The sequence below is a fragment of the Staphylococcus equorum genome (genome assembly GCF_029531845.1).
Classification (GTDB): domain Bacteria; phylum Bacillota; class Bacilli; order Staphylococcales; family Staphylococcaceae; genus Staphylococcus; species Staphylococcus equorum_C.
This window is the reverse complement of sequence record NZ_JAMBPV010000001.1, coordinates 427,790-442,448: the sequence shown is the minus strand read 5'-3', so window position 1 is coordinate 442,448 and position 14,659 is coordinate 427,790. Positions and strand designations below refer to the sequence as shown.

Annotated in this window: 17 protein-coding genes; 5 read left to right on the top strand and 12 right to left on the bottom strand. The window is 30.4% G+C overall.

Annotated features, from left to right (window positions below; all coding sequences use genetic code 11):
• Window positions 1–125: 125 nt before the first annotated feature.
• Window positions 126–302, top strand: coding sequence for a hypothetical protein (locus tag M4L39_RS01930; protein WP_277580480.1), 177 nt, complete (start codon window positions 126–128; stop codon window positions 300–302).
• A 70-nt stretch (window positions 303–372) separates the two neighbouring features.
• On the opposite strand, the gene merA is transcribed toward M4L39_RS01930, so the two are convergent.
• Window positions 373–1,695 (bottom strand): hypothiocyanous acid reductase MerA, encoded by a 1,323-nt coding sequence (merA, locus tag M4L39_RS01925; RefSeq protein ID WP_277580479.1) that lies wholly within the window; start codon window positions 1,693–1,695, stop codon window positions 373–375.
• A complete protein-coding gene (hypR, locus tag M4L39_RS01920) occupies window positions 1,682–2,116 on the bottom strand; it encodes a redox-sensitive transcriptional regulator HypR (protein WP_277580478.1) in 435 nt (144 codons plus the stop codon). Before hypR ends, merA begins: the two co-directional genes overlap by 14 nt.
• A gap of 193 nt (window positions 2,117–2,309) precedes the next feature.
• Here hypR and M4L39_RS01915 point away from each other — a divergent pair, with 193 nt between their 5' ends.
• The 4 genes from M4L39_RS01915 (at window position 2,310) to M4L39_RS01905 (ending at window position 4,881) form a co-directional block, all read left to right on the top strand.
• Window positions 2,310–2,684, top strand: a complete 375-nt coding sequence (locus M4L39_RS01915; RefSeq protein WP_277580477.1) for a VOC family protein — start codon at window positions 2,310–2,312, stop codon at window positions 2,682–2,684.
• A 179-nt stretch (window positions 2,685–2,863) separates the two neighbouring features.
• The gene (locus tag M4L39_RS01910; RefSeq protein WP_277580476.1) at window positions 2,864–3,610 is read left to right on the top strand and encodes a poly-gamma-glutamate hydrolase family protein; all 747 of its coding nucleotides are present in this window, start codon (window positions 2,864–2,866) and stop codon (window positions 3,608–3,610) included.
• 224 nt (window positions 3,611–3,834) lie between these two features.
• Complete coding sequence (locus tag M4L39_RS14575) at window positions 3,835–4,254, top strand: tryptophan-rich sensory protein (protein WP_431197613.1); 420 nt, start codon at window positions 3,835–3,837, stop codon at window positions 4,252–4,254.
• A gap of 12 nt (window positions 4,255–4,266) precedes the next feature.
• Window positions 4,267–4,881, top strand: coding sequence for a M15 family metallopeptidase (locus tag M4L39_RS01905; protein ID WP_277580475.1), 615 nt, complete (start codon window positions 4,267–4,269; stop codon window positions 4,879–4,881).
• Between the two features lie 71 nt (window positions 4,882–4,952).
• On the opposite strand, the gene M4L39_RS01900 is transcribed toward M4L39_RS01905, so the two are convergent.
• From M4L39_RS01900 to M4L39_RS01855, 10 genes are all read right to left on the bottom strand, one after another.
• Window positions 4,953–6,842, bottom strand: a complete 1,890-nt coding sequence (locus M4L39_RS01900; RefSeq protein WP_277580474.1) for a BglG family transcription antiterminator — start codon at window positions 6,840–6,842, stop codon at window positions 4,953–4,955.
• Between the two features lie 42 nt (window positions 6,843–6,884).
• Window positions 6,885–8,264 (bottom strand): glycoside hydrolase family 1 protein, encoded by a 1,380-nt coding sequence (locus M4L39_RS01895; RefSeq protein ID WP_277580473.1) that lies wholly within the window; start codon window positions 8,262–8,264, stop codon window positions 6,885–6,887.
• 12 nt (window positions 8,265–8,276) lie between these two features.
• Window positions 8,277–8,591: a PTS lactose/cellobiose transporter subunit IIA gene (locus tag M4L39_RS01890; RefSeq protein ID WP_277580472.1), complete on the bottom strand. Its 315-nt coding sequence runs from the start codon at window positions 8,589–8,591 to the stop codon at window positions 8,277–8,279.
• Window positions 8,592–8,597: 6 nt separating this feature from the next.
• A complete protein-coding gene (gene celB / locus M4L39_RS01885) occupies window positions 8,598–9,893 on the bottom strand; it encodes a PTS cellobiose transporter subunit IIC (protein WP_277580471.1) in 1,296 nt (431 codons plus the stop codon).
• Between the two features lie 9 nt (window positions 9,894–9,902).
• Entirely contained in the window at window positions 9,903–10,217 is a 315-nt protein-coding gene (locus M4L39_RS01880; protein ID WP_065337227.1) for a PTS sugar transporter subunit IIB, read from the bottom strand.
• Between the two features lie 198 nt (window positions 10,218–10,415).
• The gene (locus M4L39_RS01875; RefSeq protein WP_277580470.1) at window positions 10,416–10,655 is read right to left on the bottom strand and encodes a hypothetical protein; all 240 of its coding nucleotides are present in this window, start codon (window positions 10,653–10,655) and stop codon (window positions 10,416–10,418) included.
• 788 nt (window positions 10,656–11,443) lie between these two features.
• Window positions 11,444–12,745, bottom strand: coding sequence for a LysM peptidoglycan-binding domain-containing protein (locus tag M4L39_RS01870; RefSeq protein ID WP_277580469.1), 1,302 nt, complete (start codon window positions 12,743–12,745; stop codon window positions 11,444–11,446).
• A gap of 218 nt (window positions 12,746–12,963) precedes the next feature.
• A complete protein-coding gene (locus M4L39_RS01865) occupies window positions 12,964–13,152 on the bottom strand; it encodes a hypothetical protein (RefSeq protein WP_277580468.1) in 189 nt (62 codons plus the stop codon).
• 320 nt (window positions 13,153–13,472) lie between these two features.
• Complete coding sequence (gene rpsR, locus M4L39_RS01860) at window positions 13,473–13,715, bottom strand: 30S ribosomal protein S18 (protein ID WP_002506086.1); 243 nt, start codon at window positions 13,713–13,715, stop codon at window positions 13,473–13,475.
• A gap of 243 nt (window positions 13,716–13,958) precedes the next feature.
• Entirely contained in the window at window positions 13,959–14,654 is a 696-nt protein-coding gene (locus tag M4L39_RS01855) for a thioesterase II family protein (protein WP_277580467.1), read from the bottom strand.
• Window positions 14,655–14,659: the final 5 nt, after the last annotated feature.

Here is a 14,659-nt window from a genome sequence, read left to right as displayed (position 1 = left end):
TTCAGGAAAAACACTACCTATAATTGAACTGTGCATGGTATATTGAGTTAGTTCACATCATTTACCGGGTAAATACATAATAAAGATATTCAAACGTGATAAATATAATTTAGGGGGGACGCAAAATGTTCTATGGTTCAATATTACTTATTATCCTTGGTGTTGTACTGCTAGGTTTAAATAAACGCCTTTCAAAAAAAGGTGACACGAGTAAAAAACAAAGTTTGATTAGTTTCGGTGTGATGTCATTAGTTTTCGGCCTTTTTGGCCTTATAGGTGTTATTATTATGGCAATGACCTAATATTTATTGTATGTAAAAAGGTGAAAGATTCCCTATATGGAGTCTTTCACCTTTTATAATTTCTATACTATTATATATCGAATAAATCATTAAATGATTCAACCATCGTTGGATGTGTATAAATATTATCTTTCAATACCTTATAGTTTAATTTCTGATCTATTGCTAATTTTAATACATTAATAATTTCTTCTGATTCTAACCCATATAATGTTGCTCCAAGTATTGTTTCCGTATCTTTATTCACTACTACTTTAAACAAGCCTCTTGGGTCATTATTCACTTTATGTCTAGGAATAGCGTTAACTGGAAGTGCATTTTCTATCACATTATAGCCTTCATTTTTAGCTTCTTCACCAGTCAAACCTACACGTGCCATTGGCGGATCAATAAATACTGTATAAGGTACAGCGCCTCTATTTTCAGTAGAACGTGCACCCGTTCCAAAGAGTTGGTCTTTAACAATCCTAAAGTCATCTAAAGAGATATATGTGAATTGCATACCTCCTTTAACATCACCCATTGCATAAACGTGTGGTGCATCCGTTTGGAGGTATTCATTCACTTTAATTTCTCCATGTTTACCAAGCGTTACATTCGTGTTGTCTAAATCTAAATCCACATTTGGCTTACGACCAGTTGCTAAAAGGACTGCATCCGCTTCATAATCTCCATTAGATGTATGCACAATAGTTCCAGATTCAGCATCTTCAAAACGTTCTGTATTCACATTGTATATGATATTTACGCCTTTAGTAGCTAAATCTTTTTTAACTTCTGTAACTATATCTTTATCTTCCTTAGTCATAATATCATTACCACGTTCAAGTATAGTCACTTGTGTGCCGAAATTAGCAAACATAGATGCAAATTCTAAAGCAATATAGCCAGCACCAATGATAACTAATTGTTTAGGTTGAAAATCCAAACTCATAATCCCAGCAGAATCATATAAATGTTGAGAACTTTCAACACCTGTTATTGGCGGAATTACTGACATTGCACCAGTATTAATAACAACGTCTTCCGCATGCAATGTTTCCACTACATCACCATTGTCATTTAATAAGTTCACTTCATTGTTAGATTTGAATTTCGCAGTATAATCCAATACTTCAATATTATTATCATCTGCAAGATTATGATAATTTTTACTATTTAACGCATCTACCACATCTTTTTTTCTAGAAAATGCTTTGTTGAAATCATTATGAGTTAGACCTTCGTGAACAAGCGTTTTTGAAGGAATACAACCCACATTGATACAAGTACCACCATACATCGCTTTAGACTTCTCAATGACCGCTACTTTTTTACCTTGTGCCGAAGCAAATTTCGCTAATGTTTTGCCACCTTTACCAAACCCTATAATCACTAAATCAAATTGTCTCATGAATATCCTCCTTCAATACATCGTCTAATACATCAGTAATCGTTACACTTTTATAATAATTAATTAATATATCATTTTCTTTTTGCTGAAACTTAGACATCGTGGTTCCTATTTCCCTGGAAATCTCACAATCGCTACCTTCATCACCTGTAAATATACGTCCATCTGATCTTTCCTCATTAAATAATTCAAATAAGTCTGCCAGATTAACATCGGCGGTCGCTTCATTTGCTTGATAACCACCATACTTCCCTCTACTAGCATCTAGGTAGTGTTGATTATTTAACTTTCTTGTCACCCTGCGTAATTGCACTGGGTTAATGCATATCCGCTCTGATAACGACCCACTACTATAACGCGCGTCTGAATGCTTAACTAGAAATGTTAGAAGATGAACTGCTATATTAAACTCTAAATTCATTCACATCACCTTTAATTGTAACTTTTACAATTACATTAAATCATGTATTGAAATTTCTCGAAAGTTATTTGCTTATAATAGCTATATTCCCTATTAAAATGGTAGATATCCAACAATGCTATTATTTTGCATTACTGAATATATTTAATATACTTATGTGCAAGGTAAGATAAACAATGAAGGAGATGGCGCAATGATTAAAAAATTAGATGAAGTTATGATATACGTATATGATCACGATAAAGCGATTGAATTTTGGACAGAAAATTTAGACTTTGTAGTAGCAGATGATGGCGAGGAAATGGGTATGCGCGTCGTCAAACTACTTCCAGAAGACACTGCTCAAACTGCCATTGTATTGCAAGACAAGACTAAAGTTGAGGAAATGGAGATGGGTGTCAGTACAGCAACACCTTCATTGATTTTCGCAACAACACAATTCGATAACTTATATAATCGATTGAAATCGAAACAAAATACAGTCGGAGATATTATGGATTTACCTATGGGCAGAGTCTTTAATTTTGCAGATGCAGAAAATAATTATTTCGCGGTTAAAGAAATATAATTCCACAGCATTGTAACTCATTATGACATATGGTCTACGGCATAAACACATGCCCCTACCTCAATTGTAAATGACTATTAAGTAGTAAGTAATGCAATTGTAATCAACACATAACCTGTATAACCTATTAAATTTGTTATACTTTTATAGCCACTAAATATGTATTACAGGAGACAATTATGAAAAGAATCTTCCACTTGTATTTATACTATTTGATTATGTTAGCTATCGTTGCCGCTATTTTACTTTCTTTATATTTTTTATATGTGTGGAAAAACGACGAGCCTCAAAATCAAGATTATTATAAGAATTTTGAAGAACTGAAAGCCGATAATAAGGAAAATCGCGATTGGCAACTCAATACAAAAACAACAAATAATAAAGATATATTAGTTACTGCCATTCATGGTGGCGGCATTGAGCCCGGCACTTCTGAATTGGCAAAAATTATTTCTAAAAAAGGTAACTTTAATCTATATAGTTTTGAAGGTTTATTAAAATCAAATAATGCTAAATTGCATATTACTTCGACACGCTTTGATGATCCCAAATTAAAAGACATGACCAGCAAATCTGATGAAACGGTGTCCATTCACGGCATTCAAGAAGATAAAAAAGTGGTCTATATTGGTGGTAAAGATAAAGATATGGCCAACTCTATTCGTAAAGAATTAGAAAAAGAAGATTTTAATGTTGAAAATAGCCCGAATTATGTAAATGGAGATTCCAGCCAAAATATTATTAATAAAAATGATACGGGCTCAGGTGTTCAACTTGAGATTTCAACAGAATATCGCAAGGCATTTTTTGATGACGATGACCTTGGTCGCTCCACAAGAGAAAATACAAATGACTATAAACAGTCCATCTACGACTTTGCTGAAGCTGTCACAAAAGGCGTGAAAGAGCAAACAACAAAAGACTAGTAATTAAAAATCCAGAAAGCTTACTTGATTAGAGTAGGTTTCTGGATTTTTATTTTTCTAGACAAAAAAAGAACGCTAAACATTCTAAATAAGAAAGTGTTTATATTATGAATTAGTAAGTTTTTGACTTATCCTAAAATGAAACCCTTTATATTTTAAATAACAAAAGGACTGATTATTTGAAAATATTCATACTATTATTAAAGCTTTTTTATCCCTCGCTTGTGATTTTTCAGGTTTCTGATCTTTCTATAAGAAACAATGAGGAAAAATATGAAAAACTTTTAAAACCTAAAAAAATGATGGACAGTTTATTTCTACCTATAATATGGCTCATTATAAATACTATCTCAGCGCTCCCTTTGTCGTTTTTGCACTTACATAAAAATCAAAAGTTCTTTTTAGCTTACACTGGGCAATTAATAACACAAAGTCTCTGGTATATAACGCTTTTTAAATATCAGTCCCTTTTGAGCGCGCTCTTATTAAAAATAGTTCAATTTATATTTATTGCGTTTAGTATTAAATCGATTGTCAAAAGTAAAAAAGTTTTCCGTTTCTGCTTAGAGCTCCATTTGATATGGAGTATCTATGAAATATATACAAACAGTAGTTTTTGTTTATTAAATAAAAAGTCTAATTAAAAAGGTGATTATATGAAAAAATTAATACCAGCTGTAGTTATACTCGTGACTTTATATTTATTAACGAATAAGAAAAAAGACGCTCCTAATACCATTATTAAAAAGAATGGTGCATATTACATAAATAATCACATTATTGTAAATAGAGCATATAAAGTTAGTCCACTTTATATGCCTTTTCCCAAAAAAGAAGCTAACACAGCTTTAAATCAGATGATTAATGATGCTGACAAGCAGGGTTTTCAATTAATTATTATTAGTGGTTTTAGATCTTATTTCAAACAGTCACGTTTATTCTACATCTACGTTAATCGTGATGGGTTAAAGAAAGCTAAAACTTATAGCGCTGAGCCGGGTTATTCTGAACATCAGACAGGGTTAGCCTTTGACGTCGCTTCTCCAGGACTAGATGAATCTATAAAAGAACAGTTTCAATATACGAAAGAAAGCAAATGGCTCCAAGATAATGCCCACAATTATGGGTTTATCATACGTTATCCTAAAGGCAAAGAACATATCACAGGGTTTATGTACGAGCCATGGCATTTAAGATATCTAGGAAAAGAAGACGCAGTAAAAATAACAAATCAAAACCTTACTGTTGAAGAATATTTTAATTTAGTATAACTATTTGTAATGATATTAAAGAAGGTCTGGAGCTCAAAGCCCAGACCTTTTATATTATTTAAAATTCATAATTAATAAATATCAAAGTACGTGTCCTTTAAATTTTTTTCGTCTGGCTGATTTAGTAATTCTACTACTAAACTAAAATCATTGATAATATGACTTATTCTTTTGAAAATAGGTTCCATATCAACTGTTGTTTGTGATTTTAAACCTAAACAAAAAACAAGTTGAACATCTTTGTTCCCCCATTGAATGGGTTTATCTAATTTAACTATATAAATAAAAGACTTTTTAGCAGAAGGCGTGACGGGGTGAGGAACAGCGATAAGGTTACCATAAGCCGTTGTAGCTACTTCTTCTCGTTCATTAACCTTATCAAAAAAGTCTGACTTTATATAATGTAATTCTTTTAAATCATGCTCAATTTCTGACAATAACTCATCTTTGCTTTCAATATTACTTTTAATAGCAAAAAGTTCAATCAATTTTTCTTTTTGATCTACATGGTAGTTATCTATAAATTTTTTCAGGTTTAAAATATCTACATCACTTAAAATTGTATTCACATAAATGACAGGCGCAGAGAAGTCTTTTTCCAAAGGAATGGTTGATATTATTAAATCTGTTCCTTGCAATTTATTCTCACTTAATTCATACAATTGTAATGAATTGGTTGTCTTTATTTCGTTACTAAAGTTTTCAATTAATTTATATTTTATTAGCTGTGAACTAGCTAAACCAGAGGCACAAACAATTGTTGTATTAATCTTATTATCCAAATTGTTAGGTTTCTTCAAAGCAAGTTCAAAATGTAAAGCTAGGTAGCCTATTTCACTTTCAGAAATCCTTATTTTATACACTTCTTCAATCACTTTACTTCCAACTAAAGCGATATCAAATGAAAATGGATAGTTTTTTTTAATTTCTGCTAAAAGTGGGTTTCGGATATTCATTTTATATTTATATCTAGTAATAGAAGTAGATAAATGTAAACTTAGATTATTTCTCAATTCTTCTTCGTCCGTTAAATCTAAGTGAAAGACTTGTTTTATTCTTCTTAAAATATGCTTAATCAACGTATTTAGTTCCCTATTTTCATGAATATTAGCATTTTCAGAAATTAGGCCTGATGTTAATATATGTGCCCAAATATATTGTTTTTCTTTAGTAGGTAATTGGATTTTAAAATTACATTCTATCATTTCTACTAATTGTTTAAAAAATTGATTAACATCATCACTCGTTTTCGTATAGTCATTAAATATATTTCCTTCATCTTTAATAATTAGTTTATGTTCAACCCTAAACAGCGCTATATAAATGTGAACAACTAAATTTTCTAATTTTACATCAGGTATTGTAATTTTAAATCGATTGATTATTCCGATAATTTTATTTTTAAGTAAATTTATTTCTTCACTATCAAAAAACTCATCCATAGATAACGGATCTAATAAAAATTCGGCAATTGCATATCTTTTCTGAAATTCATGTCCATCTATTTTCAACCCGTGATATGGGCTTGTTATAAGATTTAAATCATGTTTTTCTAGCTGCCCCCGTATCATTTTCAAGTCTTTCTTTATAGTAGTATCACTTACAAACATTCGCTCACTTAAATCATCAATCTTTACATAGTTATCCAATACAAGTAATTTACTAAATATATATCTGACCCTACTATCTTGATTATTAAAATTCAGAAGCTCATCTTTTAAATATTGGTCATTTAGAAATAAATTGAATTTCTCTTTGTTTTTAATTATCAATTTATATCCCACTGATTTTTTAGAAAAAATATGAAACCCGAATTCTTTTTCTGATTCATTTAATTCTTTCAAATCATTTCTAACAGTTCTAGGAGAAACACTCAAACTTTTACCTATAAACTCTCCAGAAATATAGGTGCTTGAATAATTATACATAAGCCGTATAATCTTTAAAGTTCTTTTGTTCATTCCCTCACTCCAATTACCTTACACTTTAGTATTGAATATATATTATAATTCAAACATATTTTCTTCTGATAATTTTTTAAACCAGTACCCACTCTTTTTAATTGTACGTGCTTGCGTCTTAATGTCCACAGAAGCAAATCCATATCTATTTTTATAAGCATTCATCCAAGACCAATTATCCATAAATGTCCACATATGGTAACCTTTACAATTTGCACCTTCTTTAATTGCTTTATTTAGCCAATACAAATGATCTTTCAGAAAATTGATTCTATAATCATCTTGAATTTGGTTATTTTCTATAAACCTTGCTTCATTCTCGACACCCATTCCATTTTCAGAAATAAATGAAGTAATATTACCATAGTTATTTTGTAAGTTTTTCATGATATCATAGATGCCTTTAGGGTAAATTTCCCAACCTCTATAAGGATTCATTTTTCTGCCTGGCATTTCATAATTATCAAAATAAAATTCTGGGGTGAACGGCGAATTAGGATTAGGTAAACTCTCTTTAACTTTAACACGTCGAGGCAAGTAATAATTTACACCTAATAAGTCTACTGTATTACGTTTTATGATTTCCAAATCTTCACCTTTATAAAAAGGCAATAAATCGTGTTCTTTGATCATTTCTACTAATTGTTCTGGAAAAACACCTTTTGTAGCAGGATCTAGAAAACTCTTATTAAAGAATAAATCTGCTATTGATGCAGCTTTTTTGTCTTCCTCATTTTCACTTCTTGGATAAGATGGCGTTAAGTTCAAGACTATTCCTATTTCTCCATTATAGTTTTTCTCTTTAAATAACTTAATCGTTTTAGCATTTGCTAATATCGTATTAAAAGCATATTGAAAACCTCTTTTAGCATCATTTATATCAGGATAATGGAAATTATATAAATACCCTCCTTCAACTGGCACAATTGGCTCGTTAAACGTAAACCATTTTTTCACTCTATCACCATATAAATCAAAGCATTTTTGTGCATAATCAACATAATTTTCGACGACTTCTCTTGATTCAAAACCGCCTTTATTTTGTTGTTTCATGGGCATATCAAAATGATATAAATTAACAAAAGGCTCAATGTCATTAGCTATTAATTCATTAATGACATTATTATAAAATTCAACTGCATTTTCATTTGTGTTTCCTGTTTCTTGATTTATCATCCTTGTCCAAGAAATGGATAAACGGAACGAATTATGCCCTGTTTCTTTCATAAGTTTAATATCTTCTTTATATGTGTTATAAAAATTCGATGTGATATCTGGTCCTACATTATCATAAAATCGATTTGGTTCTTGTTCATACCAATAATCCCATATGGATTGTTCAGTCATAGATTTCGTTCCTTCAGTTTGTGTCGCACTTGCCGCACTGCCCCACCAAAAGTCTTTTGGAAAAGTAATTTTCATAAAAGTTCTCTCCTATCTTTTTTCTTTAATTTCTAGATAAATATCGATAATTTCATTTGCCATATCTTTTATCGTTAGTGCATTCATTAAATGATCTTGTGAATGTATAAGTATTAAATTTAATTGATAATCTTTGCCTCGTGCTTCTTCTTGCAATAAACTTGTTTGAAAATTGTGCGCCTTATTTATTTCTTGTTCTGCTTCTTTCATTTTTTCCTTAGCTGTCTCAAAATCATTTTCTTTCACATATTGAATTGCTTCCATTGCACTTGATCTTCCATTTCCAGCAAGCAAGATAATTTGGAATGCTATTTCTGTATTATCCATGATATATTACTCCTCACTCTTTGATTTTTCACGTTCTTTTCTAAAATAGCCATTGTCCAATACTTTAAAAAATGGTAACCATATTAAGAACGTAACAATTAAATTAAATAGCTGTAACACTGCACCTTGCCAAGCATTTCCTGTAGCTAAATATCCACTTATAAAAATAGGAGTTGTCCAAGGAACAATTACCCCAGAAGGTTTAGGTACCAATCCTAACTCCATAGAAAAATAAGTTATTATAGTTACTACTACTGGAGCAATCATCCACGGTACAAGTATGATTGGATTCATAATTACTGGTAACCCAAATAATATCGGTTCGTTCACATTAAAAATCGAAGCTGGGGCACCTAACTTTCCAATTTCTTTGTTTTGTTGACTTCTGGAGACAATAAATATTAATATAATGACCACCATCGTGCCACCAGTACCGCCCATACCCACTAAAAATGTATCTATAAACTGTTTTGTAATGATATTAGGCAGCTCTTGGTTTGCTTTAAATGCCTCTAAATTTTCGTTATTCAAAGAATACCAAATTGGATCAAACACTGTATTTACTATAATTTGGCCATGTAATCCAAAAAACCAAAATATTTGTATTAAAAGCACTGCAATAATTGTAGCCGTCAATCCACTACCTAATTCTGTTAGTGGTTGTTGCAAGATAGTATAAATAAAATTTTGTAATGTATCGAAAGGTGTAAAGGAAATTAATATTCTAACGATTAATATCACCGAAAGTGTTACTGAAATAGGGATTAAGGCACTAAATGATTTTGCTACTTGAGTCGGTACACCATTAGGCATTTTAATTGTTATCTCTTTCCGACATAAGTAACTATATATTTCACACGAAATAATAGACACAAAAATACCTAAGAACATACCCTTTGCCCCTAAAATCTCAACCGGTATGACACCTTCCGTTTTTTCAAATACTTGAGGCGTTAAAATCAAAACACTACTTAATGCTGTTACTGCCCCATAAATACCTTCAAATCCATTTTTCTCTGTCAGCTTATAACCAATTCCTATAATTACATATAGTCCCATTATCGAGAGCGTGGACTCTGAAGCTGGCCCAACCATAGCTTGCCAAGCCGAAAATTGTGCTTCGGATAATATTTTGTCTAAAAATGGAAAATTGGCTATTACAATAAAAATTGAACCAAAAATAATTAAAGGTAAAGCAACCATAAATCCATCTCTTAAACTTGAAAGATACTTATTGTTATTCAAGTTATCTGCAATTGGCAATAATATATCTTCCAGTTTTTCCATAAATTTATTTTCCATATAATTTCACTACTTTCCTATTAAATTTAGTGATTGCTTTAATACTCCATCACCATCAATACGCCCATATGCAACAGTATCAATAATATCAATAGGAATTTCGATATCATTTTCTTTAGCGTATTTTTCAAATTTTCGTTTCATGAATCTCATTTGTGGACCAATTAATAACACGTCATAGTTATCTAATTTTGAAAAAGCATTATCACTTGATACAGCTTCAATATTAACCTCAATATCAGCACTTTCTGCTGCCTCTTTCATCTTAGTAACTAATAAACTTGTAGACATCCCTGCGGAACATGATAATAAAATATTTTTCATATAAATCATCCCTTCTGTTTGTTTATTAAACTATACTATGTATGCGCTTACAAATTAATGGATGATTTTTCCTTTACTATAGGAAAACAAGTTTAATAACTAAGTAAGATTATATTATCTGAGTATTTATAGCAGGTTAAAGTATAGAAACCGCCCCACTATCAAAGATAGTAAGACGGTTAAAGGTCTATATTTCCATTATTTTATTTTTTTCAATACAAAGGATGTTAAAGCACAAATAATTGTCACCCAAAGTAGGATACTAAAAACGAGCGCATTGCTCCCACTTATTGTGATTCCCGTATTAAAATTTCCGTTAGAATCACTTTCTATATAAAAATTAGTCCCAAATACAAATAGCAAGGCAATAAAAACTAAAACACCAACTACATCAAACAATAATTTAATAAAAGGATATTTGATGTTTTCAGCTATCATATGATCACTCCTTAATTTTAATTATTTAAAAAATATTCGACAGATTCTAAAACTAAGAGTAACAAGGGTATAAATAGAGCTAATAAACTAGCAAAATTTAATTTTTTTAAATTTCTATCTTGTTTGCATTTCCCCATTTCGCCACGAATTAGAAAAATCGATATTATTAATATTATGATACAAATGATGTAAATCAAAAAGTTTAAAATAAATAAATATACTTCTCCTTACTTTAGCTTTATTCATTGCGCCTAAATTAAAAAACTATTACAGTTCTATTTAATTTTAATATACCATAAAAATTTTAATTACTTTATTATATTAATTAATTATTTTTTTAAATTTTCAGAAGTTTTTTACTATAGAATTAATAGTTGCCATCATAGTTATTTTACTTATAGGACTTTATTATTGTAAGAAAAAGAAACATTTGACAGTAAGAGCTTGTTTTTTTGACTTATTCATTATACTATTAGCTGTAATTATAACTAATGATTTTATGCACATAGATGCTTTCATGTAAGGGCATCAAGATGGTATAAAAGAAGGCGTAGACCTAAAATAAGTTCATGTCTGATTTCGATATTCCAAAAGGTCATTACAAAAATATGATGTGCTATATTAAAAAATAAAATGCTCTATAGGATTTATTTCTATAGAGCATTTTATTTGAATGCATATTTTTATTAAGTTAATTATTATATACTGAAAATATGAAAAAGCTGTTAGATATCGCAAAGATACCTAACAGCTTTTTAAAAAATTAAAACTAACTGAATATTACAAGTCTATTTTATTTTTAAAATTTGTCCCGTTTTAATACTGTTTGAATCTAGATTGTTATCAGATTTGATTTTACTTACTGTTGTGTCTTGCGCCTTAGCGATACTATACAAGGTATCCTCTTTTTTAACAGTATATGTTTTAACTAAGTAGAGTGTTTGCCCTTTACTGATATTATTTGTCTCAAGATTGTTCCATTTTTTGAGATCTTCAATACTCACTTTGCTTCTTTTAGAAATATTATATAAAGTGTCACCTTCGACTACTTTATGTGTATCACCTGATATACTGTCGTCGTTACTATCAGGGTCTGTCAATTTCAATGTTTGACCGATGGATAATGTATTGTCATTTAAGTCATTCCATTTTTTAATATTATCAATTGTTACGCCACTTCTCTTAGATATACTATACAAGGTATCCCCTTTAGCTACTTTATAAGTAGAACCTGTAATGGCATCGTCATCTTCGCCACCTAATTCTTTATAGTGTTTCTGAACTAAACTATAAAACTGGTTCATGTTATAACCCCATTGGTTAAAATAACCTACAGGGTCTGTATGGTTTGTGCCGCCCCAGTATTGACTAACTGCGTTATGACTGATAATTGTGCCAGTTCCTTGATTGTTATCTGCAAGTGAAGGTTGTAGTCCGTTTTGTTTTAACATTTTAGCAGTTAAATAAGCTTGGTTGTTCACAGATTTAGCAAAACCATCAAATGTGTTAGATCTTGTTAATTCTATTTGATAAAAATAGGGGTTTGCATTCGCTCCAGCACCCCACGCTAAATAATCACTTGGTGCGGTTTGTATAATTTTATCACTACCTGCATATGCGTGAACAAAGGCATTATTGTAGTTATTATACATGTAATTTACTTCACCATCGATTGTACTATTAGGGTTTGCAGTTTCATGAATAACGACACCGATAAATTCCCCTGATTTATAATTATATTTAGGTAAATTATTCATACGAGAATCTTGCACTATTTCTGCAGGCTGTATGTTGTTATTGTCTATGTATGTATTAACGTCTTGATACGCTCTATTTGCAAATGTGCTCGTTTCTACTGAATTATGTTCTGCAACTTTATCATGTAGTTTTAAATCTTCTGGTGTTAACTGATTTTTCAACGCCTGTGGACTCATTTTTTGTGCTTTTTCAAAATCTATTGCCTTACTTGTATTTTCATTTTTAGTTTCTTCTGCGCGATTATTAGAATTACCCTCTTGTGCAGTTGCAACTGTACTACTTAACAATAAACTCGTTGCTAATACTAATGACAAACTAATCCTGTACTTCATAACAACATCCCCTATTTCAAATTTTTAAAACACGATATTATATAAACATCCATTCCTTGCACAACACCTTATTGTCTCATCTTATAATATTATCAGATTATTTACAAAACATAGTTTTGTTTTATGCCATTATTTTAAATATTTTTATATAAGCATAATCATTATTTTGAATTTTGAGCATAAAAAGGCTGGGACATAAGTATGTCTCAGCCTCAAATTCAAATATCCATGATTACACTAGATAAAATAGCAACCAATGCAACTATAAGTACCAGTACTAAAAGTGAATCAATTCGTTTTTGGTTACGTTCATTCATGGGTTTTCTAAATTCTTTTAATGCGAAAAATCCTGTAATTAACACAATCACTAAACACAATAAATGAAATACCAACGCTAATACTTCCATTATCATCACTCCAAACTTGAAATAATTAAGTTTGTTGCTTTAAATCACTTTCTATTATTTAGGCTTTTCGTGTACAAAAACTTCCCGATTCGATATGTTACGATTTATATTTCACAGTTACAAAAATCAAAGATTAATTTATATTCTTTTTATTCAATTACCCCTTTTTCGATGATTAGAAACAAAAATCTATCCTTCACCTAGCTCACGTAATAATAAAACTCTCCCATATTAAGGATACAAAATAATTCTGGTTAATTAAAACCACAAAAAATAACCCCGTAAGCATAAGCTTACGGGGTTTTCAGATACAATATCTATTATTGTTCTTCTTTAACATATGGTAATAATGCCATATGACGAGAACGTTTAATAGCTAATGTCAACATACGTTGATATTTAGCTGAAGTACCTGTTACACGACGTGGTAAAATTTTACCGCGTTCTGAGATAAAACGTTTTAATAAGTCTGTGTCTTTATAGTCGATGTGTGTAATACCGTTTGCTGTGAAATAACAAACTTTTTTACGACGACGTCCGCCTCTTCTTGGTCCACCTGCCATGAAAACTGCCTCCTTTTAAGTTGTTTTTTTACCGTCAAATTTGAATATTTATCCATTATTTATAATGACTAATGTGCTATTATTTTCTATTATTAAAAGATTTAAAATGCGTGTGAAACATTGTGCTAAATCTTTGTGTGTGTATGTGTACTACTAATGTTATAAAATTATCCACCATTTGTCAACACGTTCAGATAAATAAACATCATTTACTTGAAATAAATTCAATTCCCTCTAAATTTTTTAATCATTTAGAACTAATTTAACTTCTTCGCTTAAATCTTCATAATGATTATTAATAAAGAAATGATCTCCTTCAAAAAAGCGATAATCTACATCACCTTTTGTTAGTTCTGACCATTTATATAAATTATTGTCGCAAATTGAATCTTGTTTGCCTACAAAAACAGATAAATTTATTTCTACCTGTCTCTCTTTTGGTTTATTACAATAGTAGTCTATAGCTAAAAAGTCGTTTTTTAAGGCTGGTTTAACAAGTTCCCAGAGCTCTTCATGGTTTAAAATCTCGTCTGGTGTACCACCTTTGTCTTTAATAAACTGTTTAAATTCTATATCATCCATGTATTCTATACCGTTATTTCTATCTAAACAGCCTATAGCTGCACTAGCGCAAAGAATCATGTGTTTAGGTCGATAGCCTAACTGATCAAGTTTGTAATAAAGTTCATAAGCTAAAATTGTACCTAAACTATAACCTAATAATATAAATTCTTCAGGCTTTTCTTTAATAATTTGGTTTATTAAATCATCAACCATATCATCAATACTATCTAAAGCAGGTTCAATAAATCTTTCGCCACGGCCAGGCAATTCTAATGGTTTAAATTGAATGTGACTTGGTAAATTATTTTTCATTGGATAATATAATGTTTTATTTCCCCCTGCAAACGGGATACAAAACAACGTTGTGTCAGTCATATACT

Coding starts and splice junctions, on each gene's coding strand:
- M4L39_RS01890 (WP_277580472.1), bottom strand. CDS start 8,591: ATGGATAATACAGAAATAGCATTCCAAATTATCTTGCTTGCTGGAAAT.
- M4L39_RS01870 (WP_277580469.1), bottom strand. CDS start 12,745: ATGAAGTACAGGATTAGTTTGTCATTAGTATTAGCAACGAGTTTATTG.
- M4L39_RS01875 (WP_277580470.1), bottom strand. CDS start 10,655: ATGATAGCTGAAAACATCAAATATCCTTTTATTAAATTATTGTTTGAT.
- hypR (WP_277580478.1), bottom strand. CDS start 2,116: ATGAATTTAGAGTTTAATATAGCAGTTCATCTTCTAACATTTCTAGTT.
- M4L39_RS01895 (WP_277580473.1), bottom strand. CDS start 8,264: ATGAAAATTACTTTTCCAAAAGACTTTTGGTGGGGCAGTGCGGCAAGT.
- M4L39_RS01865 (WP_277580468.1), bottom strand. CDS start 13,152: ATGGAAGTATTAGCGTTGGTATTTCATTTATTGTGTTTAGTGATTGTG.
- rpsR (WP_002506086.1), bottom strand. CDS start 13,715: ATGGCAGGTGGACCAAGAAGAGGCGGACGTCGTCGTAAAAAAGTTTGT.
- celB (WP_277580471.1), bottom strand. CDS start 9,893: ATGGAAAATAAATTTATGGAAAAACTGGAAGATATATTATTGCCAATT.
- M4L39_RS01855 (WP_277580467.1), bottom strand. CDS start 14,654: ATGACTGACACAACGTTGTTTTGTATCCCGTTTGCAGGGGGAAATAAA.
- M4L39_RS01900 (WP_277580474.1), bottom strand. CDS start 6,842: ATGAACAAAAGAACTTTAAAGATTATACGGCTTATGTATAATTATTCA.
- M4L39_RS01880 (WP_065337227.1), bottom strand. CDS start 10,217: ATGAAAAATATTTTATTATCATGTTCCGCAGGGATGTCTACAAGTTTA.
- M4L39_RS01915 (WP_277580477.1), top strand. CDS start 2,310: ATGATTAAAAAATTAGATGAAGTTATGATATACGTATATGATCACGAT.
- merA (WP_277580479.1), bottom strand. CDS start 1,695: ATGAGACAATTTGATTTAGTGATTATAGGGTTTGGTAAAGGTGGCAAA.
- M4L39_RS01905 (WP_277580475.1), top strand. CDS start 4,267: ATGAAAAAATTAATACCAGCTGTAGTTATACTCGTGACTTTATATTTA.
- M4L39_RS01930 (WP_277580480.1), top strand. CDS start 126: ATGTTCTATGGTTCAATATTACTTATTATCCTTGGTGTTGTACTGCTA.
- M4L39_RS01910 (WP_277580476.1), top strand. CDS start 2,864: ATGAAAAGAATCTTCCACTTGTATTTATACTATTTGATTATGTTAGCT.